The 23,274-nt window shown below is 68.8% G+C and carries 17 protein-coding genes and 1 pseudogene; 11 read left to right on the top strand and 7 right to left on the bottom strand.

Features of this window, described 5'->3' with window-relative positions; genetic code table 11:
* Positions 1-96 precede the first annotated feature (96 nt).
* Positions 97-396, top strand: coding sequence for a PadR family transcriptional regulator (locus OMP43_RS07160; RefSeq protein WP_280279040.1), 300 nt, complete (start codon positions 97-99; stop codon positions 394-396).
* The gene (locus OMP43_RS07155; RefSeq protein WP_280279039.1) at positions 393-1,472 is read left to right on the top strand and encodes an FtsW/RodA/SpoVE family cell cycle protein; all 1,080 of its coding nucleotides are present in this window, start codon (positions 393-395) and stop codon (positions 1,470-1,472) included. The genes OMP43_RS07160 and OMP43_RS07155 overlap by 4 nt, the downstream gene beginning before the upstream one ends.
* 84 nt (positions 1,473-1,556) lie before the next feature.
* On the opposite strand, the gene OMP43_RS07150 is transcribed toward OMP43_RS07155, so the two are convergent.
* Together OMP43_RS07150 and OMP43_RS07145 are read right to left on the bottom strand one after the other, a co-directional pair.
* Positions 1,557-1,985 (bottom strand): hypothetical protein, encoded by a 429-nt coding sequence (locus OMP43_RS07150; RefSeq protein WP_280279038.1) that lies wholly within the window; start codon positions 1,983-1,985, stop codon positions 1,557-1,559.
* A 1-nt stretch (position 1,986) separates the two neighbouring features.
* The gene (locus OMP43_RS07145) at positions 1,987-2,472 is read right to left on the bottom strand and encodes a hypothetical protein (RefSeq protein ID WP_280279037.1); all 486 of its coding nucleotides are present in this window, start codon (positions 2,470-2,472) and stop codon (positions 1,987-1,989) included.
* 310 nt (positions 2,473-2,782) lie between these two features.
* Between OMP43_RS07145 and dnaE the strand changes: the two genes are divergently transcribed.
* On the top strand, positions 2,783-6,256 hold the full coding sequence (dnaE, locus tag OMP43_RS07140) for a DNA polymerase III subunit alpha (RefSeq protein WP_280279036.1): 3,474 nt from the start codon (positions 2,783-2,785) through the stop codon (positions 6,254-6,256).
* 409 nt (positions 6,257-6,665) lie between these two features.
* Complete coding sequence (locus OMP43_RS07135) at positions 6,666-8,258, top strand: long-chain fatty acid--CoA ligase (RefSeq protein WP_280279035.1); 1,593 nt, start codon at positions 6,666-6,668, stop codon at positions 8,256-8,258.
* Between the two features lie 272 nt (positions 8,259-8,530).
* Here OMP43_RS07135 and OMP43_RS07130 read toward each other — a convergent pair whose 3' ends face one another.
* Positions 8,531-11,140, bottom strand: coding sequence for a M1 family metallopeptidase (locus OMP43_RS07130; RefSeq protein WP_280279034.1), 2,610 nt, complete (start codon positions 11,138-11,140; stop codon positions 8,531-8,533).
* Positions 11,141-11,449: 309 nt separating this feature from the next.
* On the opposite strand from OMP43_RS07130, the pseudogene OMP43_RS07125 reads away from it, so the two are divergent.
* Both OMP43_RS07125 and OMP43_RS07120 read left to right on the top strand, forming a co-directional pair.
* Positions 11,450-12,652: pseudogene (locus OMP43_RS07125) on the top strand (SGNH/GDSL hydrolase family protein); the annotation flags it as partial.
* Positions 12,626-13,549: a polysaccharide deacetylase family protein gene (locus tag OMP43_RS07120; RefSeq protein ID WP_348538596.1), complete on the top strand. Its 924-nt coding sequence runs from the start codon at positions 12,626-12,628 to the stop codon at positions 13,547-13,549. The pseudogene OMP43_RS07125 and the gene OMP43_RS07120, both read left to right, overlap by 27 nt.
* Before the next feature lie 44 nt (positions 13,550-13,593).
* Here OMP43_RS07120 and OMP43_RS07115 read toward each other — a convergent pair whose 3' ends face one another.
* The gene (locus OMP43_RS07115; protein ID WP_280279033.1) at positions 13,594-14,664 is read right to left on the bottom strand and encodes a PA0069 family radical SAM protein; all 1,071 of its coding nucleotides are present in this window, start codon (positions 14,662-14,664) and stop codon (positions 13,594-13,596) included.
* A 51-nt stretch (positions 14,665-14,715) separates the two neighbouring features.
* On the opposite strand from OMP43_RS07115, the gene OMP43_RS07110 reads away from it, so the two are divergent.
* Both OMP43_RS07110 and OMP43_RS07105 read left to right on the top strand, forming a co-directional pair.
* On the top strand, positions 14,716-15,057 hold the full coding sequence (locus OMP43_RS07110; protein WP_280279032.1) for a VOC family protein: 342 nt from the start codon (positions 14,716-14,718) through the stop codon (positions 15,055-15,057).
* 120 nt (positions 15,058-15,177) lie between these two features.
* Positions 15,178-15,690, top strand: coding sequence for a YbjN domain-containing protein (locus tag OMP43_RS07105; protein ID WP_280279031.1), 513 nt, complete (start codon positions 15,178-15,180; stop codon positions 15,688-15,690).
* 41 nt (positions 15,691-15,731) lie between these two features.
* Here the strand turns inward: OMP43_RS07105 and moaB are convergent, their stop codons facing one another.
* From moaB to OMP43_RS07090, 3 genes are read right to left on the bottom strand one after another with little or no spacing between them, the layout of a single operon-like run.
* Complete coding sequence (moaB, locus tag OMP43_RS07100) at positions 15,732-16,259, bottom strand: molybdenum cofactor biosynthesis protein B (protein WP_280279030.1); 528 nt, start codon at positions 16,257-16,259, stop codon at positions 15,732-15,734.
* The gene (locus OMP43_RS07095) at positions 16,246-18,051 is read right to left on the bottom strand and encodes a lytic transglycosylase domain-containing protein (protein WP_280279029.1); all 1,806 of its coding nucleotides are present in this window, start codon (positions 18,049-18,051) and stop codon (positions 16,246-16,248) included. The genes moaB and OMP43_RS07095 overlap by 14 nt, the downstream gene beginning before the upstream one ends.
* 2 nt (positions 18,052-18,053) lie before the next feature.
* Positions 18,054-18,770, bottom strand: a complete 717-nt coding sequence (locus tag OMP43_RS07090) for a uracil-DNA glycosylase family protein (protein ID WP_280279028.1) — start codon at positions 18,768-18,770, stop codon at positions 18,054-18,056.
* A 127-nt stretch (positions 18,771-18,897) separates the two neighbouring features.
* Here OMP43_RS07090 and OMP43_RS07085 point away from each other — a divergent pair, with 127 nt between their 5' ends.
* The 3 genes from OMP43_RS07085 to OMP43_RS07075 are packed head-to-tail and all read left to right on the top strand — an operon-like array spanning position 18,898 to position 22,929.
* Complete coding sequence (locus OMP43_RS07085) at positions 18,898-20,550, top strand: electron transfer flavoprotein-ubiquinone oxidoreductase (protein ID WP_280279027.1); 1,653 nt, start codon at positions 18,898-18,900, stop codon at positions 20,548-20,550.
* Positions 20,551-20,599: 49 nt separating this feature from the next.
* On the top strand, positions 20,600-22,132 hold the full coding sequence (locus tag OMP43_RS07080) for a tetratricopeptide repeat protein (RefSeq protein ID WP_280279026.1): 1,533 nt from the start codon (positions 20,600-20,602) through the stop codon (positions 22,130-22,132).
* Positions 22,129-22,929, top strand: a complete 801-nt coding sequence (locus OMP43_RS07075; protein ID WP_280279025.1) for a 4-(cytidine 5'-diphospho)-2-C-methyl-D-erythritol kinase — start codon at positions 22,129-22,131, stop codon at positions 22,927-22,929. Before OMP43_RS07080 ends, OMP43_RS07075 begins: the two co-directional genes overlap by 4 nt.
* Positions 22,930-23,274 lie beyond the last annotated feature (345 nt).

Below are 23,274 nucleotides of genomic sequence, written 5' to 3'. Positions count from 1 at the left end.
GCGCGCGTGCGCGCGAGCGCGCACGCGAGGGAAAGCTGGGGATAACTTCGCCCGGCGCCACTTGACTATAACTCTACCTAGGTAGATTTAATCGACATGGCTCGAAGCAGATCGCTTTCCCCGACCGCGCGCAACGTGCTCGCCATCCTCCTCGAAGCCGGGGAGGACTGGTCGCATGGCTATGCGTTGGGCCGGGCGGCGGGAATCCAGTCGGGCACGCTCTATCCGCTGCTGATCCGCCTCGAGGAGCAGGGACATCTGGAAGCGCAGTGGCAGCCGCCCAGCGAGCCGGGCAGGCCGGCGCGCCACGCCTATCGGCTGAGCGCGGCGGGGCGGGTCTTTGCGGCCGAGCTGCTGCGCGGCGAGGCGCCCGGTCTGGTGGGGAAGCCCGCGTGATCCGGCTGATGGCGGCGGCGCTGGTCGATCTCGCGGCGGCGCTGATGCCGGCGCGGTTACGGCACTGGGGCGAGCGGATGCGCTGCGAAGTGGCGGCGATCGAGGCGCCGGGCGAAGCGCTGCGCTTCGCCGCCGGCTGCCTATGGGGTGCGATCTGCGAGATGATCCGAGTGCAATCGGGAGGCGGGAAAATGGCGATGTGGTGGGGCAGGCGGCTGGTGGGACTCTGCGCGATCGGCGCTACAGGACTGGGCATCGGATATATGACGATCGGCGGTGCGCCGCTGAGCTATCCATTGCGCAATGTCGCGGCGCTGCTGATCGGTTTTCTCGCGCTCGGGATCGTCACGCACCTGCCGCGTAGCCGCTGGCTTGTGCCGGGGCCGGTGTTGATCGCCCTCGGGCTGGCGCTGCTGGCAACTAGCCTGTTCGGTATCACGCATGACGGCGCGACTCGCTGGGTGTCGATCGGCGGGCTGGGCATCCAGCCGAGCCTGATCCTGATGCCGGTGCTGGGCATCGGCTATGCGGGCGTGCGGGATCGGCTTTCCACCTTGGGCGTGATCGCGGCGGCGGCGGCGCTGGCGCTGCAGCCGGACCGCGCGATGGCCGGCGGGCTTGCCGCGGGGCTCGCCGCGCTGGCGCTGCTCCGCCCGGAGCGCAATGTGCTGGCGGCGCTGATCGCGGCGCTGGCCGGGTTCGTCGCGGCGCTGCTCCAGCCGGACGTGCAGCCCGCGATGCCCTATGTCGACCAGATCCTGTTCACGGCCTTCGGCGTGCATCCGCTTGCCGGGCTGATGGTGGTCGCCGGATCGGCGCTGCTGCTGGTGCCGGCGCTCGCCGGATGGCGCCGCGACCCCGCCTATGCGGTGTTCGGCGCGCTGTGGCTGGCGATCGTGCTGGCGGCGGCGCTGGGCAACTATCCGACGCCGCTGGTGGGCTATGGGGGCAGCGCGATCGTCGGCTATCTGCTCAGCCTGCTCGGCTTGCCGAGCGCGCTCGGCGCGGCGGGCACCGTGTCGGACAAGGCCGAGCCGGCGGCCGAGCACGGGATGCTGCGGGTCGGCATCGCCTAGGAAAATCGCCGGTGACGGAGCGGGAGGAGGACGCCCCGTCGCCGGCGCTTCGGACATCGGGCTGTGCCGGCCCGGTGCCGGAACTCAGTGGGTCGTGCCGGTATGCGGCAGGCGGATCACATGCTGGCCGCTCGGCTCGATGCCGCTGGTGTCGTCCTCCGCCTCGGCGCGCACGAGCTTGCCGAGATTGGCGAGCGCGCCGACCATGCCGAAGCCGGCGCTGAACCGGCGGCCGCGCGGGTCGCGGCGCGGTGCCGGCCGGGCATTGCGGGGCGCGCGGCGGCGGGGCGGGGGCGCGATGCGGGTCATCCGCTCGGCAACCGAGGCCGCGTCGCTCGCGCGGCCGAATTCGCGCCACACTATCTGGAAGCCGTCCGGCACTTCGCTCCACTCGCCGCCCGCGGGGCGGACCAGGTCGCGGCCGCAACGGTGGCAGACCGCGAAGTCCAGGCCCTGATTGTGATGATGGGTGGTGCCGGCGGCATGGCCCATTACGCTGCAACGGATACGCATCTCACTGCACTCCCTTGGATTTGCTGCCGCGCATCCGCAGGCGAAATTCGGCCAGGGCGCGGAAATGCTCGTCCTCGCTCTCCAGGGCGAGGGCCGGGTTCCAGATCTCGAAACTGTCGCCGGCGCCGACGAAGAGGGCGAGGTCCTCGATACGGCCGAGATGGCGCATCGCGGCCGGGATGCGCAGCCCGGCGCCCGCGCGCGGCATCCGCTCGGAAAGGCCGAAGGTGCTGCGCATGCGGCGATAATGGCCGCGCGCCTCGTCGCCGCGATCCTCCTCCGCCATGCGGCGGCGCTCGGCGCGCGCGGCAAGAGTGGCGAGATGGGCGCGGCCATAGCCGATCAGGCAGCGATCGGTGCCATGCCTGGCAAGGATGATCTCGGGCTCGGCCTCGGGAGAAAGCGCGGCTTCGAGAAAGGCCGGCACCGCGACGTTCCCGTCCGCGTCCACCTCGCAGAGCTCGCTACCATGGTAAAGGGCATTCATGGGCATCGACTCGTCAGAAAGGGGTGATTCTGTTCTGGTAAGTCACTGAAACCGCAAATGGTTTCCTTGCTTGCCTTATGTTTGCCATAATAACGCCTAATTCTGATCCGCCGATGAACCGTTCCGTTCCGTCGGCGAAATGTTTACTGGCGTTAACCATGATGTGAACGATCGGTAACGAAGCCGCCATTCAGGAGAGCACCCGTCCGAGTCCGCGCGTAGGGGAGAATCCTGAGCCCAACGGCTTGAAAATTGTGGACAACGCTCCCCATGGGTGGCGCCGCGCGGGGCGGCTCCCTACACTCGGGCCATGCATTCCGGCTTCGTTCCGCTTCGGGTCTTCTCGTCCTTCACCATGCTGGAGGGCGCGATCGAGCCGAAGGCGATCGCCAAGCGCGCGAAGGAACTGGGTTTTCCGGCGGTCGCGGTGGCGGATCGCAACGGGCTCTATGCCTCGATGAGCTTCGGCGATGCTTGCATCAAGTCTGGCATCCAGCCGATCATCGGCACGCTGCTGGCGGTCAAGCGGCCCGACATGCCCGACGGCGTCGCGGCGCCGATCGACTGGCTGGCGCTCTATGCCCAGGACGAGGCCGGCTATCTGAACCTGTGCGACCTCGTCTCGATGGCGCATCTCGACCGCCCGACCGAGGAGGATGCGCACATCCCGTTCGACGCGCTCGAGGGGCGGACGGAAGGGCTGCTCTGCCTGACCGCCGGGCGCGAAGGCGCGCTGGCGCGGCTCTATGCCGAGCAGCAGGACAGGGCGGCGGATTCCTATGCCCGCCGGCTCGAGGCACTGTTTCCGGAGCGGCTCTATATCGAGATCGTCCGCCGGCTCGACGAGGTGGAGGGCCGGGCCGAGGCCAGGCTGCTCGACCTTGCCTATGACCGGAACCTGCCGCTGGTCGCGACCAATCCGAGCTGCTTCGCCGAGCCGACCTTCCACGAGGCGCATGACGCGATGCTGTGCATCGCCAACAGCTCCTATGTCGCCTCGGACGATCGCCCGCGTTCCTCGCCCGATGCGTGGATGAAGCCGGCGAACGAGATGCGGAGCCTGTTCGCGGACCTGCCCGAGGCCATCGCCAACACGCTCGTCGTCGCCCAGCGCTGTGCCTATGCCGCGCCCAAGCGCAAGCCGATCCTGCCCAGCCTGGCCGGTGACCGCGAGGGCGAGGCGGCGATGCTGCGCGAGCGGAGCTGGCAGGGGCTGGAGAAGCGGCTGGAAAAGGCCGGCATCACCGATCCGGCCGAGCGCGAAGCCTATGACGAGCGGCTCCAGTTCGAACTCGACGTCATCATCCAGATGGGCTTCCCGGGCTATTTCCTGATCGTCGCCGACTTCATCCAATGGGCGAAGGCGCACGACATTCCCGTGGGCCCGGGCCGTGGCTCGGGCGCGGGCTCGGCGGTTGCCTGGGCGCTGACCATCACCGATCTCGATCCGCTGAAGCTCGGCCTGCTCTTCGAGCGCTTCCTCAACCCGGAACGCGTCTCGATGCCCGACTTCGACATCGATTTCTGCGAAACCCGGCGTGGCGAGGTGATCCGCTACGTGCAGCAGAAATACGGCGCCGATCACGTCGCGCAGATCATCACCTTCGGCACGATGAAGGCGCGCGCGGTGGTCAAGAACGTCGGCCGCGTGCTGCAGATGAGCTATGGCCAGATCGACCGGCTCGCCAAGCAGATCCCGAACCACCCGACCGATCCCTGGACGCTGGAGCGCACGCTGAACGGCGTCGGGGAGTTCCTTGCCGAGTATAACGCGCACAAGGACATCAAATATCTGGTCGACCTGTCGATGCGGCTCGAGGGGTTGCCGAGCCACTCGTCGACGCACGCCGCCGGCGTGGTGATCGGCGACCGGCCGCTGTCGCAGCTCGTGCCGCTCTACCGCGATCCGCGCTCGGACATGCCGGTCACCCAGTTCGACATGAAATATGTCGAGGGCGCGGGCCTGGTGAAGTTCGACTTTCTCGGCCTCAAGACGCTGTCGGTGCTGAAAAAGGCAGTGGAGCTGCTCTCCGACCGGGGCATCGATGTCGATCTCGACGCGCTCGCCTGGGACGATACCGAAGTCTATGACCTGCTCCAGCGCGGCGACACGGTGGGCGTGTTCCAGCTGGAATCGGAAGGCATGCGGCGCACGCTGACCGCGGTGCGCCCGACGAACTTCGGCGACATCATCGCGCTCGTCTCGCTCTATCGCCCCGGCCCGATGGACAACATCCCGAGCTTCGGCCACCGCAAGGGCGGGCGCGAGGAGATCGTCTATCCGCACGACCTGCTCGAGCCGATCCTGAACGAGACCTATGGGATCTTCGTCTATCAGGAGCAGGTGATGCAGGCCGCCCAGATCCTGGCGGGCTATTCCCTGGGCGGCGCGGACATGCTCCGCCGCGCGATGGGCAAGAAGATCAAGGCGGAGATGGACGCCCAGCGCGAGACCTTCGTGAAGGGCTGCGCCGAGCACAACAACATCAAGCCGGCCAAGGCCAACGAGCTGTTCGACCTGATCGACAAGTTCGCCGGCTATGGCTTCAACAAGTCGCACGCCGCCGCCTATGCGCTGCTCGCCTATCAGACCGCCTGGCTCAAGGCGCACCATCCGCACGAATTCTTCGCCGCCTCGATGGCGTACGACATCCACCAGACCGACAAGCTGGCGATCTTCGCCGACGACATGAAGCGGCTGGGCGTCCGCTATCTCTCGCCCGACATCAATCGCAGTCAGGCCGATTTCTTCGTCGAGAAGACCGAGGAGGGGCTGGCGGTCCGCTATGCGCTGGGCGCGCTCAAGGGCGTCGGCGAGGGCGCGATGGAAGAGCTGGTGCGCGACCGGGAGGAGCGCGGGGTGTTCAAGTCGCTCGACGACTTCGCGCTGCGCACCAATCCCCAGCTGATCAACAAGCGGCAGCTGGAAACCCTTGCCGCTGCCGGAGCCTTCGACTCCATCAACGACAATCGTGCCGGCGTCTATGGCGCGGCGGAACGCATCATGGCGGTCTGCCAGCGCTCGCACGGAGAGCGCAACAGCTTCCAGGCGTCGTTCGACATGGTCACCAAGCCCGCCGGCGATGAGATCCGCCTCTCTGAGGATGTCTATTGGTCGACGGCCGATCGGACGGGGCATGAAAGGGAAGCCTTTGGCTTCTATTTCCAGGCGCATCCCCTCGATCGCTATCAGCACCTCGCCAAGAGTTTCGGCGCGCGCGATATCGTTTCGCTGGGCGAGATCGACATCCCCCCCGGCGCCCGGATCGGCGCGACGATCGCGGCGCTGGTCGAGGATTGCCGCCCGCGCACCTCGGCGCGCGGCAACAAATATATGATGGCGACGATCTCGGACAAATCGGCGCAGACCATCGCCACCTGCTTCGAGGACAGCGCCGTCCCCGATCTCGAGCGCTGCGCCCGCGAAGGCGGCTGCGCGGTGCTGACCGTCGAGCTTGACAAGCGGGCAGGCGAGGACACGCCGCGCGTCTCGATCAAGCGCGTCCAGCCCTTCGAGGGGCTGGCCAACACGGCGCGGCTCGTGCTCGATGTGACCATCGACGATGTCCAGGCGATCCCCATCCTCGCCGGCATCATCGGCGACCAGCGCGGCGGACGCGGCGAGGTGCTGGCGCATGTCGGGATTCCCGGCGGCGAGGCCGAGCTGGTGCTGGGCCGCGACTTCCGGCTGGACGGCGAGCTGGCCCAGAAGATCGAGAATGTCCCCGGCATCCGCTGGGCCTCGCTCAAGAGCGCGGCGGCGAAGCTGGCCGAGGCGGCGTAGGCCTGACTGCCATGATCCCGGTGAGGGCCGGGATCTCAGGTGATCGCGCGTGGAAAGATTATTTGTTCACGCGGAGGCGCAGAGAGCGCAGAGAAGTTTCGCTCGCGGCGCGTTCCGGCGCCGCGTCAGCGGCAGGAAAGGTGGAAACCTTGCGATGGAAGGCGCCGTTGCACGGCGCTGAACATCTCTGCGCTCTCTGCGCCTCCGCGCGAACAAAATCTCCGCGCCTCCGCGTGAAAATCGAAGATGACGAGCAGTCGAGATAGCGCCCGCACCGTCGACATTCTCTCCTTTCGGGAAGCAGGCCGCGTGGGCGGCCCGCCGCCGAAATCCTTCCTTACATTCCCCGCTCTCGACACTCGCGCGCATCGCGGGTTACGCTCTCGAAAAATCGGTATGGAGAGCCGGGATGCTTGGAGGAATGCAGGATTTCGAGCTGCGCGTCACCAGTCTGCTCGATCACGCCGCGCGCGAGCATTGGGGGCGCGAGATCGTCACCCGCTGGGCGGACGGCAGCGAGACGCGCACCACCTGGGCCGGCATCGCCCGCGATGCCCGCAAGCTGGCCCAGGCGCTGGAGCGGCTGGGTCTCCAGAAGGGCGACCGCGTCGCCACCCTGGCGATGAACCATGGCCGCCACCTCGTCACCTGGTACGGCGCCGCCGGCATGGGCGGGGTGGTCCACACGATCAACCCGCGCCTGTTCGACGACCAGCTGATCTTCATCGCCAACCATGCCGAGGACAAGATACTGTTCTACGATCGCGCCTTCGCGCCGCTGGTCGAGCGACTGAAGCCGCACTGGAAGTCGATCGAGCATTATTACTGCTTCGACAGCGACGGGCCGGACGGGTTCGAGGCGCTGCTGGCCGCCGAGGACGGCAATTACAGCTGGGTTACCGGCAGCGAGCGCGAGCCCTGCATGATCTGTTACACCAGCGGCACCACGGGCAATCCCAAGGGCGTGATCTACACCCACCGATCGAGCGTGATCCATGCGATCGCCGAGATGCAGCCCGATGTGTTCGATCTCTCCGCCCGCGCGGTGGCGATGCCGATCGTGCCGATGTTCCATGCGGTGGGCTGGGGCCTGCCCTGGGCCGGCGCCGCGGCGGGGATCAAGTTCGTCTTCTCGGCGGTGAACGATCCGCTCGTCCTGTGCGAGCTGATGAACCGCGAGAAGGTGACGCACACCGCCGGGGTGCCTACCGTCTGGTTCGCGATGTTCCAGCATATGGACGCCACCGGCGAGGAGCCGGAATTCCTCAAGATCGTCACCATCGGCGGTTCGGCCGCCCCGCGCGCGATGATCGAGCGGCTGATGAAGATGGGCATCCGCGTCAACCATGCCTGGGGCATGACCGAGACGAGCCCGATCGGCACGATGGGCGCTCCATCGTGGAACTGGGACGAGCTGAGCTTCGAGCAGCAGGTCGACCAGGTCTGCAAGCAGGGCAAGGTGCCCTATGGCGTCGAGCTGCGCGTGGTCGACGACGAGGGGCGGGTGCAGCCGCGCGACGGCAAGAGCTCGGGCCGGCTCCAGGTGCGCGGGCCCTGGATCGTCGAGCGCTATTTCAAGGCGGACGCGCCGGCGGTCGATGCCGACAACTGGTTCGATACGGGCGACGTGTCGGTCCTCTATCCCGACGGCACGATGCAGATCACCGATCGCGCCAAGGACGTGATCAAGTCGGGCGGCGAGTGGATCAGCTCGGTCGATCTGGAAAATGCCGCGATCGGCTGCGCGGGCGTGGCCGAGGCCGCGGCGATCGGCGTGCACCACCCCAAATGGGACGAGCGGCCGATCCTGCTGGTGGTCCGCAAGCCGGGCAGCGACGTGACGGCGGAGGAAGTGCAGGCGCATCTCGCGCAGCACGTCGCCAAATGGTGGCTGCCCGACGAAGTGCTCTTCGTCGAGAGCCTGCCGCACACCGCCACGGGCAAGCTGCTCAAGACCGCGATCCGCGAGCAGTACAAGGATTTCAAGCTGGCGGCGGCTTAGGTTGAGGACTCCTATTCTTCCTTCGTCACCCCGGCCTTGAGCCGGGGTCCCGCTATCTCGCCAGCACAGGAAGAAGCGGGATCCCGGCTCAAGGCCGGGATGACGGTGAAAGATCACATACTTGTTTGGGTTCTCAACCTAGGCTGGGGACTCATATTCTCCAGCGTCATCCCCGCCTGCGCCGGGATGACGTAGAAAATCAGATACTCGTCCGGGTTCTCAACCTCGGGCCTGTAGTTCTTCCCCCAGCTTGCTCGGGGAGGAATTGGGCATCACATCCCCGCGAACGCCGCGGTGACCTCGCCTGCCTTGGCGTCCTTGAAGCGGGCGCAGTTGCGGATGCCCTCCACTGCCCGGTCGAGCGCCAGCGTGCTGCCGCCCTCGGCCCGCAGCTTGGCGTCGACCGTGTCGGCGGCGGCGAGCGAGCATTGCGACTTGAACATCTCCGCCGAGCGGCCCGAGAAGATGCCGCCGCCGCCGGTGAGCTTCGAGAATTCGTCGAAATGGGCGAGCATATAGGCGAGCGCCGCGTCGCGGGTATCGGCGTCGTTCAGGAAGAGCGACGCGGCGAACAGCCGCTCGCGCGGCGTGTAGCGGGGATCGTCGAACTCGGTGAAATACCATTTCGCGACATCGGCATTGCCGGAAGAGGCGATGGCGCGGAACGCGGCCTGGCGCAGGTCGGGCGCCTTGCCTGCCAGCGCCGCCTCGGCCAGCGTCCTGGCGAAGGGCACGCCGCGATCGCCGACCGCGACGGCCAGGGCCAGCGGCGTGAAATCATCGTCGAGCGCATGCGCGTCGCCGGCGAGCCGGGCATCGGCGGCGGCGATCAGCCTGGCGCGCAGCGCGGCGTCATGGCCGTTGTCCGCCACGAAGCCGACCAGCTGCTCGCGCAGTTCCGTGGTATCGGCATTGTCGTTCGCATGCGCGCCGGCCTTGGGGTCGAAGCCGATCTTGGCCAGCATCGGCCCATAAAGGTCGACGAACAGCTTGCGATAGGCGGGCAGCGCCGCCGCGCCGATCAGCCCGCGGTCGCGCAGCCCGGCGAGCCGGGTGCCGTTGTCGAGCTGCATCTTGGTCTTGGGATGCCGGGCCATCGCGCGGGCGAGCGCGACGAGCCGGGCGGTGTCCGCCTTGCCGGCATAGAAGCTCGCCCACAGGCTGTCGTCCACCGCCAGCGCCTCGCCGGTCGGCAGGGTGGGGGCGGCGGTGATCAGCGAATCCCAGTCGGCGGGATCGAGGTCGAAGCGGTAATAGCCCCAGCCGCCGGCATTGGGGACGATCGCACCCGTGCCGCCGGCGACGATCGGCGCTCTCGGCTTGTCGAGCAGCGTGCAGCTCTTGGTATCGCCCTGGCGGATGCAGAGCGGGATGATCCACTGCTCCGCGGGCGCATTGGTGCCGAAATAGGCGAAGCGCTGCTGGCTGGCGGTGAGCACGCCATTGGCGCGGTGGAAGGTCACGACCGGCACGCCCTGCTGGTCGACGAAGCCGCGCAGCGATTCGAGCACGCGCGGATCATGGGCGGCGTCGGCCAGCGAAGCGAAGAACTGCTCGGTGCTCGCATTGCCATATTTGTGGCGCGACATGTGCAGGCGCACGCCGTCGCGGAACTTCTCGTCGCCCATATAGGCGGCGATCATGCCGACGACCTGGCCGCCCTTGCCATAGGTGATCTGGTCGAACGCGGCGTCGATGTCCGCATCGTTGGTGATCTTCTGGTGGATCGGCCGGCCGGCGACCAGCGCGTCGAGGTCCATCGCCTCGAACCCCTCGGAAATGGCGTCGACGCCGATGTCGAGATCGGGCCGCCATTCGTTGCCGATGCGATAGCCCATCCAGTTGGCGAAGCTCTCGTTCAGCCAGATATCGTCCCACCAGGCGGGCGTGACGAGATCGCCGAACCATTGGTGCGAAAGCTCGTGCGCCACGACCATGCCGAAGGTCTGCTTGCTCGACGTGGCATCGTCCTCGTCGACGAACAGGATGGAGTCGCCATAGATGTCGGCACCGGCATTCTCCATCGCGCCGGGCATCACCGGCGAGCCGATCTGGTCGAGCTTGGGAAAGGGAAATGCCTGGCCGAAATATTTCTCGAGCAGCGCGACGATCGGGCCCGAATTGTCGAGCGCGAACTGCATCCGGTCCTTGTAGGGCTGGGTGCCGACGATGCGCAGCGGCAGCGGCGTCCTGCGCTCGGGCGTGGACGGCACCTTGGCGCTAACGGTCGAGAAGGGGCCGACGACGAAGGCGACCAGATAGGTCGGCAGCGGCTTGGTGGCGATGAAGCGGTGCCTGACCAGCGCGCCGACCTTGGCCGGCTTGCCCGTCTCGGGCGCGTTGCTCAGCGCGACGAAGCCCGGCTTGGTGGTGAGCGACACGGTGAAGGGAGTCTTGAAGCCCGGCTCGTCGAAGCCGGGAAAGGCCGCGCGCGCGTCGATCGATTCGAACTGGGTCCAGCTGTACCAGCTGCCCGCCACGTTGATGCGATAGGGGCCCGAGGCGCCGGTGCCGAACGCCGCGTCATAGTCGAACTTCAGGGTCAGCTTGCCGGGCTGCACCGTCCTGCCGAAGTCGATCTGGGCCAGGCCATGGGGGCTCTTCTGGGTGAAGCCGAGCCGAATCTCCTTGCCCGCGACCACCGCCACCGCCCTGGTGACGTTGAGGTTGCGGCCGTGCATCCACACCGTCTGCGCCGCCCGGTTGAGCTGCACGTCGATCTCGGTGTGGCCGCTGAAGCGCGGCTTTTCGGGAACGATCGTCAGGTCGAGCCGATAGGCGAGGGGAGTCACCGTATCCGGCAGCTTGCCGGTGGGCTGGGCGTCCTGGGCATGTGCGACGGCGGGAAGCGTGAGGGCGAAAGCGAAGGCAAGCGCGCGCATGAAGAGTCCTTATGATCCGTTCCTGGCCTAGGCTCGGTGCCGGGCACCTGCAATCGGCCACATGTTTCCGTTCGACTATAGTATGTTTCCATATTGTGTCTGTCTTGAGGGCGGCTATGGTGTGTGAAGGTGGCCGGGCGGCGTTTGGATTCCCTCTTTCCGCTGCCCGGTCCCGACTCTGGGGCCACCTGCCTCCGTGCGGTGGCCACCATTTTCCCTGTCGACACTCTTCACTTGGCCATTGCGCACCGGTGTGACCTGGTTATGGTAGCGCTATCATCGCGCGCAGACGCAAATAGGGAGAGGGATATGGGACTGATCGCGCGCCTGGCGGCGCTGGTCCTGCTGCTTGGTGCCGCGGCGCCGCCGGGCGAGCGCTGGGTGACGGCCTGGGCCACCGCGCAGATGATCCCGGGCAGCAACGCGCTGCCGGCGGAGGATCTGAAGGACGCGACGCTGCGCCAGGTGGTGCGCGTCCAGATCGCCGGCATCCGGCTGCGCGTGCGCTTCACCAATGCCTATGGCACCCAGCCGCTGCGGCTCGGCGCGGCGACGATCGCGCGGGCGCTCGACCCGGCCTCGCCGCGGATCGATGCCGCAAGCCTGGTGGCGCTGCGCTTCGGCGGGGCGAAGGGCGTCACCATCCCGGCGGGCGCGGACTATTGGTCCGATCCGGTCACCCTGCCGGTGCGGGCGGGGGCGGACCTCGCGATCACGCTCTATCTGCCCGAGGCGCCGGCGCAGCAGACCGGCCATCCCGGCTCGCGCGCGACCAGCTATCATCTCCATGGCGACCATGTGGGCGATCCCGACCTGCCGGGCGCCGGCAAGGCCGATCGCTGGGTGCAGATCGGCGCGATCGAGACCGTGTCGGCCAAGGCATCGGCGGTGGTGATCCTGGGCGATTCGATCACCGACGGCTATGGCGTGCCGGCCAATGGCAATCAGCGCTGGACCGACGCGCTCCAGCTGCGCCTGCGCGCCACGCCGGTGCTGGCCGATATGGCGGTGCTCAATGCCGGCATCGGCGGTAACCGGCTGCTCAACGACGGGCTGGGCCCCAATGCGCTGGCCCGGTTCGACCGCGAGGTGCTGAGCTATCCGGGCGTCACTCATCTCGTGATCCTGGAGGGAGTCAACGATCTCGGCACGCTCACCCGCGATGCGCCGGCGACGCCCGAGGCGCATGCCGCCCTCGTGGAGGGGATGATCGGCGCCTATCGCCAGATGGTCGCCCGGGCCCGCGCACGCGGGATCAAGGTGATCGGCGCGACGATCCTGCCCTATGGCGGCTCGGCCTATTATCACCCCGATGCGCAGAACGAGGCCGATCGCGCCGCGGTGAACGCCTGGATTCGCGCGCCCGGCAATTTCGACGGCGTGATCGACTTCGACGCCGCGCTGCGCGATCCCGCGGCACCGACCCGGCTGCGCAAGGAATATGACAATGACGGCCTCCATCCCTCGCTCGACGGCTATCGGGCGATGGCCGATGCGGTGCCGCTGTCGCTCCTCTCGGACCGGGTGCGGGATGCGGGCGGGGTGGCCGCCGCGCCGGTCGCTCCCGCGCCGATGATCGCCTTCACCTTCGACGATCTCACTGCCCATGCGCCCCTGCCCGAGGGGCAGAGCCGGGTCGGCATCGCCGAGCAGGTCATCGCCGCGCTGAAGGCGGGCGGCGCGCCGGCGATGGGCTTCGTCAACGGCGTGCAGCTCGAGCGTGAGCCCGCCTCGGCGCCGGTGCTCGACAAATGGCGGGCGGCGGGGCTGACGCTGGGCAACCATGGCTGGAGCCATGCCAATCTCGACCAGCTGAGCGACGCGCAGTTCCTGGACGAGCTCGAGAGGAACGAGCCCATCCTCAAGGCCCGCATGGGCACGGCCGACTGGCGCTGGTTCCGCTATCCCTTTCTTTCCGAGGGCGCGGCCGATCCCGGGCGGCGCGCCCGCATCCGCAAGCTGCTGGCCGGGCGCGGCTACAAGGTCGCCACGGTGACGATGGATTTCTCCGACTGGGCCTATAACGGCGCCTATGCCCGTTGCCTGGCCAGGGGCGATGAGGATGCGATCCTGAAGATGGAGCATGCCTGGCTCGGCGCCGCCTCGGTCCAGGCCGATCGCGCCCGGGCGATGAGCCATGCGCTTTACGGCCGCGACATTCCCTATGTGCTGCTGCTGCACCTGGGCGCTTTCGACGCGCGGATGATGCCGCGGCTCGTCGCGCTCTATCGCGAGAAGGGCTATCGGTTCGTCTCGGTCGAGGCGGCGGGCCGGGATCCCTATTACGCGCCCGAGATCGACCCCGCGCTGCCCCCGCAGCCCCAGGGCCTCGACGGCGCGATGGCGGCCAGGGGCCTCAAGGCGCCGCAGGCGCCCGCGCTGCTGCCGCTGGAGACGATGTGCCGGTAGTTCTCCCTCTCTCCTTCAGGGGATAGGGCCGGGGAGAGGGAGTTTCAGAACAATTCTCCCTGCGCCCCCGCCGGTGGGCGGAACAGGTCGGTCCGCAGCCGCAGCACTTCCCGGTCCAGCCCATGGCGTTTCGCCGCCATCCGGAACCGGGTGCGCAGCAGCTCGGCCCAGGGGCCCTGGCCGCGGAAGCGCGTGTGCCAGTCGGGGTCATTGTCCCGGCCGCCGCGGATCGACTGGATCGTCGCCATCACCTTGCCGGCGCGATCGGGAAAATGCGTCTCGAGCCAGGCGCGGAACAGCGGCGAGACTTCGTGCGGCAGGCGCACCGGCAGGAAGAAGGCGGTCCGCGCCCCGGCTTCGGCGGCGCGCTCGAGGATGTGCTCGATCTCGTGATCGGTCACCTGGGGGATCACCGGCGCCAGCGAGACGAACACCGGCACCCCCGCATCGGCCAGCTGCCGCATCGCCGCCAGCCGCTTCTCGGGATGCGGGGCGCGGGGCTCCACCGTCATCGCGATCCTGGGGTCGAGCGAAGTGATGGAGAGCATCACCGCCGCCAGCCCCTTCGCCGCCATCGGCGCGAGCAGGTCCAGGTCGCGCGTCACCCGGTTGGACTTGGTGGTGATCGTCAGCGGATGATCATGCTCGGCAAGCACTTCGATGCAGCCGCGGGTGATCCGCCATTCGGCCTCGATCGGCTGATAGGGATCGGTGTTCGTCCCGAAGGCGATCGGCCGGCACACATAGCCGCGCTTGCCCAGCTCCGCGCGCAGCAGCGCGGGCGCATCGGGCTTGGCGAACAGCCTGCTCTCGAAATCGAGCCCCGGCGACAGGTCGAGATAGGCATGGGTCGGCCGGGCGAAGCAATAGATGCAGCCATGCTCGCAGCCGCGATAGGGATTGATCGAGCGATCAAAGGCGATGTCGGGCGACTGGTTGCGCGTGATGATCGTCCGCGCCCGCTCCACCGTCACGGTGGTGCGCAGCGGCGGCGGGGCGTCGTCCAGCGCCGCCCGCGCGTCGAGCCAGTCGCCGTCCGCCTCGCGCGCGGGGAGGTTGAAGCGGCCGCTCTCCCGGTTGAGGGTGGCGCCGCGCACCGGACGATTCTTCGCCATTGCCAAAACCTAGGCGCACAACTAGAACATAGCAAGAACATTGGAGGATTTATGGCACGGATCAGCTATCTCGAACTGCCCGCCAAGGATGTGGCCGGCACCCGCGACTTCTATGCCCGGGCGTTTGCCTGGCAGTTCACCGATTTCGCCCCGCATTACGCGGCGACCACCACGGGCGACACCGATCTGGGCATCAACGGCTCCGACGAGCAGGCGATTCCGCTGCTGCTGCCGATCGTCGAGGTGGACGACCTCGAGGCGGCGTTCGAGCGCGTGCGGGGCGCGGGCGGCGCGATCACCGTGCCGATCTTCGCCTTTCCCGGCGGCCGCCGCTTCCATTTCCGCGATCCGGCGGGGAACGAGCTGGGCGTGTTCGTCAACGAGCCGGAATGATTGCCGCGCCGCGACGGCGTGATAGGGTGCGGGTCCTGGGGAAATTCCGATGGGCCCGGCGCCGGCGGCCGTCGCGGCGGACTTCCCCAGCCGGAAACCGAGGCAATGAAAGGGGGAGTGATGGGCAAGGCTTTGATCGCGGTCGCGCTGGCGGCCGGCCTGTGGGCGATGCCCGCGGCGGCGCAGAAGGGCGATCCGGCGCGGATGGTCGACATCGCGCATCCCGAGGAAGTGGTGAAGCTGCTCCAGGGCGAAGGCTATAAGGCCGAGCTGAAGAAGCATGAGGACAGCGGCGATCCCTATATCGGCAGCGCCGCTAACGGATCGCCCTTCACGATCGAATTCTATGATTGCGGCACGGCCAAGGGCTGCACTTCGATGCAGTTCTTCTCCTGGTACAAGAAGAAGCCCTGGTACGATGCCGGACTGGCCAATCGCTGGAACGCCAAGAAGCGTTTCCTGCGCATCGTGATCGACAAGGACGGCGACCTCTCCACCTGGATGGACGTCACCACCGTCGGCAAGGTGAGCTATGCGAATTTCGCCGACACGATCGACTGGTGGTCGTCGATGACCGGCGACCTGTTCACCTTCCTCGACGAGGAGGAGAAGGCGGCCGGCGGGAAGAAATAGGCCCCATTTTTTCCCCCTCCCTGCAAGGGAGGGGAGCAGATTCACCGCTCCCCCAGCCGCGGCAGCAGCTCGACGAAGTTGCAGGGCTTGTGGCGGATGTCGAGCTGGGTCGCCAGGATGCCGTCCCAGGCGTCGGTGACGGCGCCGGTCGAGCCGGGCAGGGCGAAGATATACGTGCCGCGCGCCACGCAAGCGGTGGCGCGCGACTGGATCGTGGACGTGCCGATCGACTGGTAGCTGAGCCAGCGGAACAGCTCGCCGAAACCCGGTATCTCCTTGTCCCGGACGCGCGCCAGCGCCTCGGGCGTCACGTCGCGGCCGGTCACGCCGGTGCCGCCGGTGGTGAGTACCACCTCGACCCGCGGATCGTCGATCCAGCCATGGAGCCGGGCGACGATCCCGTCCGCATCGTCGCGCACGATCGCCCGGTCCGCCAGCACATGCCCGGCGGACGTCAGCCGCTCGACCAGCCGGTCGCCCGAGCGATCGTCCGCCAGGGTCCGCGTGTCGGAGACCGTCAGCACCGCGATCCGCACCGGGCGGAACGCGATGGTCTCATCGATTGGCATTGCCGTCCTGATGGAAGGCGAGCTTGCGCACGCCGAGCTTCACGGCCGCCGGGCCCTGCATGCCGGGGAATTTCGGCCACATGCCCTGGGCCAGCGCCTCGCGGCTGCTCGATTTCCGGCCTTCCTGATTCTCGTACATCCAATAGTTGCGCAGCACCGTCATCACATAGCCGCGCGTCTCCCAATAGGGGATGCTCTCGATATAGAGCAGCGGGTCGCCACCGTCCTTGATCATCGCGTTCCAGTTGGCGACCGGGGTGGGGCCGGCATTGTAGGAAGCGATCACCTTGGGCAGCAGCCCGCCGGTGAAGGGCTGGTCGCGCAGCTGCTCGAGATAGGACTGGCCGATCTCCATGTTGACCGACGGCTTGGTCAGGTCGCTCGCGGCATAGTTCACGCCGTTGCGCCGGCCGATGTCGATCGCCGCGCCCGTCTTCACCTGCATCAGCCCCATCGCCCCGGCCGCGCTGCGGATCTCCGAGTTGAAGCGCGATTCCTGCAGCGTGTGGGCGAACACCAGCGCCTTGTCGACGCGCCAGCCGCCCGCGGGCGTCCAGTTCGGCGCCGGATAGCGCGCCGCGGTGAGCGGCTGGGTGCCCTGCGGGCAATTATGGGTGAGCCAGAGCTGGGTGGCGGGCAGGCTCAGCCGGCCGGCCAGGCGGGTGAGGGCGATATGCTCGGAAGGGCTGCCGATCTTGGCCTGGTAGCGCAGCACCTCGTCGGCCAGGCCGTCCTCGTCGATCTCGACCAGCGCGGCGGCGACGCGGACGTTCGGGCGGCGCTCCAGCGCGCGCCAGTCCTCGGCGACGAACCTCTCTCCCTTGCCCGGCTTGTCCTCGATGCCGAGCGCCGATTTGGCGAGCAGGCCGTAAAAGGTCTCGCCATATTGGGTGGCCGCCCGCAGCTTCACCGCGACCTTCTCGGGGCGGCCGCACGCCATTTCGGCGCGCGAGCCCCAGTAAAGGCCGGCGGAGCGCAGCTCGGTATCGGCGGCGCGCGTGGCGACGCGTTCGAAGGCGGCGGTGGCGCCCGCGCAATCCTGTTCGCGCCAGGCGGCGAGCCCGGCGACCCAATCGGCCTGGGGCGCCCAGTCGCCCGTGCCGTCCTGCGCCTTGGCGGCGACGCGGCGGGCATTGTCGTCGTCGCCGGCGACATAATAGATCCAGGCGACCTTCTGCTGCCACTCGGTCCGGGCCTCGGGCGTCAGGTCGGCTTCGAACTTCGCGACCACGCCTTCGGCCTCGGCGCCCTGATCGGCCTTCACATAGGGCTGGATGGCGAGCGCGATCTCGGTGGCGGCGGTATCGCTCTTGATCGAGCGGGCGCGCTGGCGGACCGGCGCGCCGTCATACCAGATCAGCCGCGCCGCCGCCGGGATGGCGGGGGTGGTCATCGCGCCGCGCGTCCTGGCCATGCGGCTGAGCTGGTCGGCCTGGGGCAGCTCGGGCGCGTCGCCGATCAGCTGGAGCAGCGGGGCCAGCTCGACCTTGGGCGAGTTTTTCGCGGTGTAGAGCTCGGCGCGCGCGATCGCGTGGAGCGGGCCCGGCTTCATCGAATCGAGCTGGAGCTGCGCGTCCTGCCAGCGCTGGGCACGGATGGCGGCGAACACCTTGCGATATCCGGCCTTCTGGTCCGAATCGAGCTGATCGGGAATGCCGTCGCCCTCGCGCGGGGCCGGGGCGGCGACGCCGTCCTCGGCGGCGGTGGCGGAACCGTCCGCGCCGGCCGGAAGATCGGCGGCATGGGCGAACGCCGGTGTCGCGAGCAGGGCGGCGGCAATCAGGATACGCATGGTCACAGGCTCCCCCGGGTCAACAGCAGCAGGTGCTTCCAGGCTTCGCTTTTGGCGGCGGGGCGCTCCAGCAGGAAGCGCGGGTGCAGGCTCGCCACTGCCTGTGTTTTTCCGCCGAAATGGTTAACATCGACTAAACCATTGGCCGGCGCGGCGTCGTCCGCCTCGGCCACGACACGGCTCGCCGCCTGGCCCAGGATCAGCAGCCGGGCGGGCTGGAGCAGCTTCAAATGGTGCCTGGCGATCTCGATCAGCCGGCCTTCCTGGTCCGGCGGGATCCGGCCGGCCAGCGGGCGGGCGACGGCGAGCGAGAGGAAATAGACCGAATCGCGCGCGACTCCGGCGGCGGTGAGCATGCGCGAGAACAGCTTGCCGGCCGCGCCATCGGCCAGGAGCGCGTCCTGATCGTCGCTTTCGGGCATGTCGGTGAGCACCACGAGCGCCGCATCGGCGGGGCCGCCGGGGCCGATCCGCGGAGTCAGCCAGGCGGCCTCGGGAACCGTCTCGCCGGTGCGCCAGGCCGTGAAGGCGGCGAGCGTATCGGGCAGGCTTTCGGGCTGGGGCGACGTTACGGCAGCCTGTGCCGGCTGCACCGGCGCGGGCCGCGCGAGCCAGTCGCGAGCCTCGTCCTCCTGAAGGGTTTCGACCCCCGCGTCGCGCCACCATTCGAGCGCGCTCGCCAGGGTACGCCCCCAATCCGCTGTGTACTCGCCTCCCACGCTGCCTAAGAGTCATGCCTTGACGGGCGGGTCAATCTGCCTTCATCGACCAAGGGACAGGACGTTGCCAGCATGCGACGACAAGCGAAGCGGCGGGCGCCAGGCCAAGATTAAGAAGGATGGGATGATGAGCGAACGGGAGTCGATGCCCTATGACGTCGTGATCGTCGGCGCGGGCCCCGCGGGCCTTTCGGCGGCGATCCGGCTGAAGCAGCTGGCCGGGGAAGCGGGCAGCGAGCTTTCGGTCTGCATCCTCGAAAAGGGCTCGGAGGTGGGCGCCCATATCCTTTCCGGCGCGGTGATCGATCCCAGGGCGCTCGACGAGCTGCTGCCGACCTGGCGCGACGATGGCTGCCCGCTGGCGCGGACGCCGGTGACCGAGAATCACCATTGGGTGCTCAGCGAGAAGGGCAAGTCGGGCTTTCCCGAGTTCATCACCCCGCCGTTCCTGCACAACAAGGGCACCTATACCGGCTCGCTCGGCAATCTCTGCCGCTGGCTGGCCGACAAGGCGCAGGAAATGGGCGTCGAGATCTTCCCGGGCTTCGCCGCGGCCGAGATCCTCTATCACGACAATGGCAGCGTGAAGGGCGTCGCCACCGGCGACATGGGCGTGGCGCGCGATGGCGAGCACAAGCCGGACTATCAGCCGGGCCTCGAGCTGCACGCCAAATACACCTTCTTCGCCGAGGGATGCCGCGGGCACCTGACCAAGCAGCTGATCCGCAACTTCGCGCTCGACGCGGACAGCCAGCCGCAGATCTACGGCATCGGCATCAAGGAGCTGTGGGACATCGATCCCGCCAATCACGTGCCGGGCCGGGTGATCCACACCCAGGGCTGGCCGCTCACCGACGGCGCCAATGGCGGCGGCTTCCTCTATCACCAGGCGGACGGGCAGGTCGCGCTCGGCTTCGTCACCTGGCTCAACTACAAGAACCCGTATCTGTCTCCGTTCCAGGAGATGCAGCGCTGGAAGACCCATCCGGAGATCGCGGCGATCCTGAAGGGCGGCAAGCGCGTCTCCTATGGCGCCCGCGCCATCTCGGACGGCGGCTTCCAGTCGGTGCCGAAGCTGGTCGCGCCCGGCGCCGCGCTGATCGGCGACGCGGCGGGGTTCCTCAACGTGCCGCGCATCAAGGGCACGCACACCTCGATGAAGAGCGGCATGATGGCGGCGGAGGCGGCCTTTGCCGCGGTCGGCGCCGGCCGCGAGGCGGACGAGCTGGCCGCCTATCCCGAGGCCTATGCGCGGAGCTGGGTCTACAAGGAGCTGCGCGGCGTCCGCAACGTGGCGCCCTTGGTCAAGAAGTTCGGCGACACCTGGGGCACGCTCCTCGCCGGCGCGGCGATGTGGATGGAGCTGCTCGGCCTGCGCTGGCCCTTCACCATGAAGCACAAGCCCGACAATGAGGGGATGTGGCACGCTTCGGTGGCGCCGAAGATCGACTATCCCAAGCCCGACAATGTGCTCACCTTCGATCGTCTCACCTCGGTGTTCCTCTCGAACACCAATCATGAGGAGGACCAGCCGGTCCATCTGACGCTGAAGGATCCGGAAATCCCGATCGGCTACAATCTTCCGGTGTACGCCGAGCCGGCGCAGCGCTACTGTCCGGCGGGTGTGTACGAAGTTGTCGGCGAGGGCGACGATCTGCGCTTCCAGATCAACGCGCAGAATTGCGTCCACTGCAAGACGTGCGACATCAAGGATCCCACCCAGAACATCAACTGGGTGGTCCCCGAAGGCGGGGGCGGCCCCAATTATCCGAACATGTAGCCTGGCGCTCGCGCTGCTGGCGGCGCTGCCGGCGGCGGCGCAGCGGGCCGTGCCGCAGGACGAGCTGCGCGACTATGCCCGAGCGCGCGCCGCCGACGCGGCGGGGGAGCCCGTGCTCGCCGCCGCCGGCTATGCCCGCGCGCTTGCCGCGGTGCCCGGCGATCCGGTGCTGGCGATGCGCGCCTATCGCCAGGGGCTGGCGGCCGGCGACTTCGCCCTGGCCACCCGCGCCGCCGCCGTGCTGGCCAAGGCGGGCACCGCGCCGCCGGACGCCGACCTGCTCGCCTTCGCCGTCGCGCTGCACGGCAAGGACCGGCTCGGCGCCGAAAAGGCGCTGGAGCGGCTGTCGCGCGCGCAGCTCGACTTCATGGTGCCCGTGCTCGGCGCCTGGCTCGCGCTCGATCGCGGGCAGGATCCGCTGCCGCTGCTCGACACCGCGCGCGGCAATGCGCTTGCCTCCCGCTTCGCCGATCGCAATCGCGCGCTGCTGCTGATCGCGTCGGGCAAGGCCGATCAGGGCCTGTTCGCGCTCGCCGCCGCGCGCGGGGCCGAGGATGCGTCCGACCGGCGCATCGATGCCGGCATCGCGCTGCTCCGCGCCGGCAGGGGCGACAAGGCGGATTTCGTCCTGGGCGACCTTGCCGGCGCGTCCCGGGCGTGGCGCCAGCGCGAAGCGAAGGCCGGCCGGCCCGATGCCGCCTTCGGCGCTGCGCACGTCTTCCTCAGCCTTGCCGGCGACCTGGGCAGCGAGGACATCGCCCCGCTCTCGATCGTGCTCGCCCGCGCGGCGCTGCTGCTCGATCCGCAGGAGGAGCGGGCGCGGCTGCGGCTCGCCGATGCCCTGTCGCGCAGCGACGCGACCGACCTGGCGCTGACGACGCTGGCCGCGATCCGCCCCGACGGCCCGTTCGCGCGCGGCGCCGCCGCCGGCCGGGTCGCCGCGCTCCGCCGCGCCGGCCGCCTGCCCGAAGCGCTCGCGGACGCCCGGGCGCTGGCCGCGCCGGAAGGCGCGACCGCGCAGGAGATCCGCGACTATGGCGAGCTGCTGGTCCAGATCGAGCGCTATGGCGAGGCGGCCGACGTCTTCGCCCGGGCGCTCGCCAGGGCGGGCGGCGATGGCGGCTGGGAGCTCCATTACCTGCGCGGCGCCGCGCTCGACCGTGCCGGCCGCTGGGACGCGGCGCTGCCCGAGCTCCAGCGCGCCGTCCAGCTCGCGCCCGACGAGCCCCAGGCGCTGACCTGGCTCGCCAATGCCCAGGTCGAGCGCGGCGCCGACCTGCCCGCGGCCCAGGCCCTGCTCGAGCGCGCCAGCAAGCTGAAGCCCGACGACCCCGAGATCACCGACGCGCTCGGCCGCGCCTATTATGCCGATGGCCAGCTGGCCAAGGCGGTGCCGCTGCTCGAGGCGGCCGTCCGCGCCGATCCGGGCGGCGCCCGCGCCAACGAGCATCTGGGCGACGCCTATTGGCGGCTCGGCCGCCGGGTGGAGGCCCGCTATGCCTGGCGCGCCGCCGAAGTCACCGCCGACCCGGACGACCTCGCCCGGCTCAAGGCCAAGCTCGCCGACGGCCTGGCGCAATGATCGTCGAGACGGCGCGGGCCAAGCTGAACCTGGCGCTGCACGTCCGCGCGCGGCGGCCCGATGGCTATCACGAGCTGGAGACGCTGTTCGCCTTTGTCGAGCATGGCGACATCGTCGGCGTCGCGCGTGCGGGGGCGGACAGCTTCACGCTCACCGGCCCCTTCGCCGCGGCGCTGGACGGGGAGGGCGACAATCTCGTCACGCGCGCGGCCGCGGAATTCGCCCGCGAATTCGGCCATGGCGCGCACGCGATCACCCTCGACAAGCGCCTGCCCGTCGCCTCGGGCATCGGCGGCGGCTCGGCCGATGCGGCGGCGACGCTGCGGGCGCTCGGGCGGCTGCACGGCGTATCGGTGGAGGCGATGTTCCCCATCGCCGCCGCGCTCGGCTCGGACGTTCCCGCCTGCCTGCTCAGCCGCACCGCGATCGGGCGGGGCAGGGGCGAGCGGCTGGAACCGGTCGCCGGCCTGCCGGGCATGCCGGTGCTGCTGGTCAATCCGGGCGTCGCCGTCTCCACCGCCGAGGTGTTCCGCCGCTGGGACGGCCTGGACCATGGGCCGCTTCCGGCGGATCCGCGCGCGGGCCGCAACGACCTCGAGCCGCCGGCCCGCGCCATCGCGCCGGTGATCGACGCGGTGCTGGACATGCTCGCCGCGCAACCGGGGGCGGGGCTGGTGCGGATGTCCGGCTCGGGCGCGACCTGTTTCGCGCTGTTCGAAAGCGAGGCGAGCCGCGACGCGGCGGCGGCGGCGCTGTCCGGCCGGGGCTGGTGGCTGCTGCCTACGCGATTGACTTGATTCCCCGGGTTTGTTTGGCGCTTGCTCGCCCGGACAAGTCCCTTTCCTCCCTCTTCCCCTTCCTCCGTCATCCCCGCGCGCGATTGCGTCGATTGCCCCATATTATCCCGGATCCCCGCCTGTACGGGGAGGACGGAAATGGTCTCAGATGACCGGATGGTTTCAGATTACGGGATGGTTTCAAGGGCGTGGCTCCCGGTCCGGGCGCGGCGCCCTCCACATTAACCATGCTCGCAAACCCGGCCTTTCCCCTTTCCGGCCTATGCTTTCCTCAGCGGATCGACTGCCGGGAGCAGAACGTCTGTCGGTGGCGCGGGCGAAAGCCCGCCCCATCCGGCGCACCCG

This window comes from Sphingomonas sp. CBMAI 2297 (assembly GCF_029870595.1).
Classification (GTDB): domain Bacteria; phylum Pseudomonadota; class Alphaproteobacteria; order Sphingomonadales; family Sphingomonadaceae; genus Sphingomonas.
The sequence above is the reverse complement of the archived record's forward strand: the minus strand, read 5'-3'. Positions and strand labels throughout refer to the sequence as shown.

Excerpts from the sequence above, each read along its gene's own strand:
- OMP43_RS07160 (WP_280279040.1), top strand. The coding sequence starts at position 97 with ATGGCTCGAAGCAGATCGCTTTCCCCGACCGCGCGCAACGTGCTCGCC.
- OMP43_RS07150 (WP_280279038.1), bottom strand. The coding sequence starts at position 1,985 with ATGCGTATCCGTTGCAGCGTAATGGGCCATGCCGCCGGCACCACCCAT.
- OMP43_RS07145 (WP_280279037.1), bottom strand. The coding sequence starts at position 2,472 with ATGAATGCCCTTTACCATGGTAGCGAGCTCTGCGAGGTGGACGCGGAC.
- dnaE (WP_280279036.1), top strand. The coding sequence starts at position 2,783 with ATGCATTCCGGCTTCGTTCCGCTTCGGGTCTTCTCGTCCTTCACCATG.
- OMP43_RS07135 (WP_280279035.1), top strand. The coding sequence starts at position 6,666 with ATGCTTGGAGGAATGCAGGATTTCGAGCTGCGCGTCACCAGTCTGCTC.
- OMP43_RS07130 (WP_280279034.1), bottom strand. The coding sequence starts at position 11,140 with ATGCGCGCGCTTGCCTTCGCTTTCGCCCTCACGCTTCCCGCCGTCGCA.
- OMP43_RS07120 (WP_348538596.1), top strand. The coding sequence starts at position 12,626 with ATGGCCGATGCGGTGCCGCTGTCGCTCCTCTCGGACCGGGTGCGGGAT.
- OMP43_RS07115 (WP_280279033.1), bottom strand. The coding sequence starts at position 14,664 with ATGGCGAAGAATCGTCCGGTGCGCGGCGCCACCCTCAACCGGGAGAGC.
- OMP43_RS07110 (WP_280279032.1), top strand. The coding sequence starts at position 14,716 with ATGGCACGGATCAGCTATCTCGAACTGCCCGCCAAGGATGTGGCCGGC.
- OMP43_RS07105 (WP_280279031.1), top strand. The coding sequence starts at position 15,178 with ATGGGCAAGGCTTTGATCGCGGTCGCGCTGGCGGCCGGCCTGTGGGCG.
- moaB (WP_280279030.1), bottom strand. The coding sequence starts at position 16,259 with ATGCCAATCGATGAGACCATCGCGTTCCGCCCGGTGCGGATCGCGGTG.
- OMP43_RS07095 (WP_280279029.1), bottom strand. The coding sequence starts at position 18,051 with ATGCGTATCCTGATTGCCGCCGCCCTGCTCGCGACACCGGCGTTCGCC.
- OMP43_RS07085 (WP_280279027.1), top strand. The coding sequence starts at position 18,898 with ATGAGCGAACGGGAGTCGATGCCCTATGACGTCGTGATCGTCGGCGCG.
- OMP43_RS07075 (WP_280279025.1), top strand. The coding sequence starts at position 22,129 with ATGATCGTCGAGACGGCGCGGGCCAAGCTGAACCTGGCGCTGCACGTC.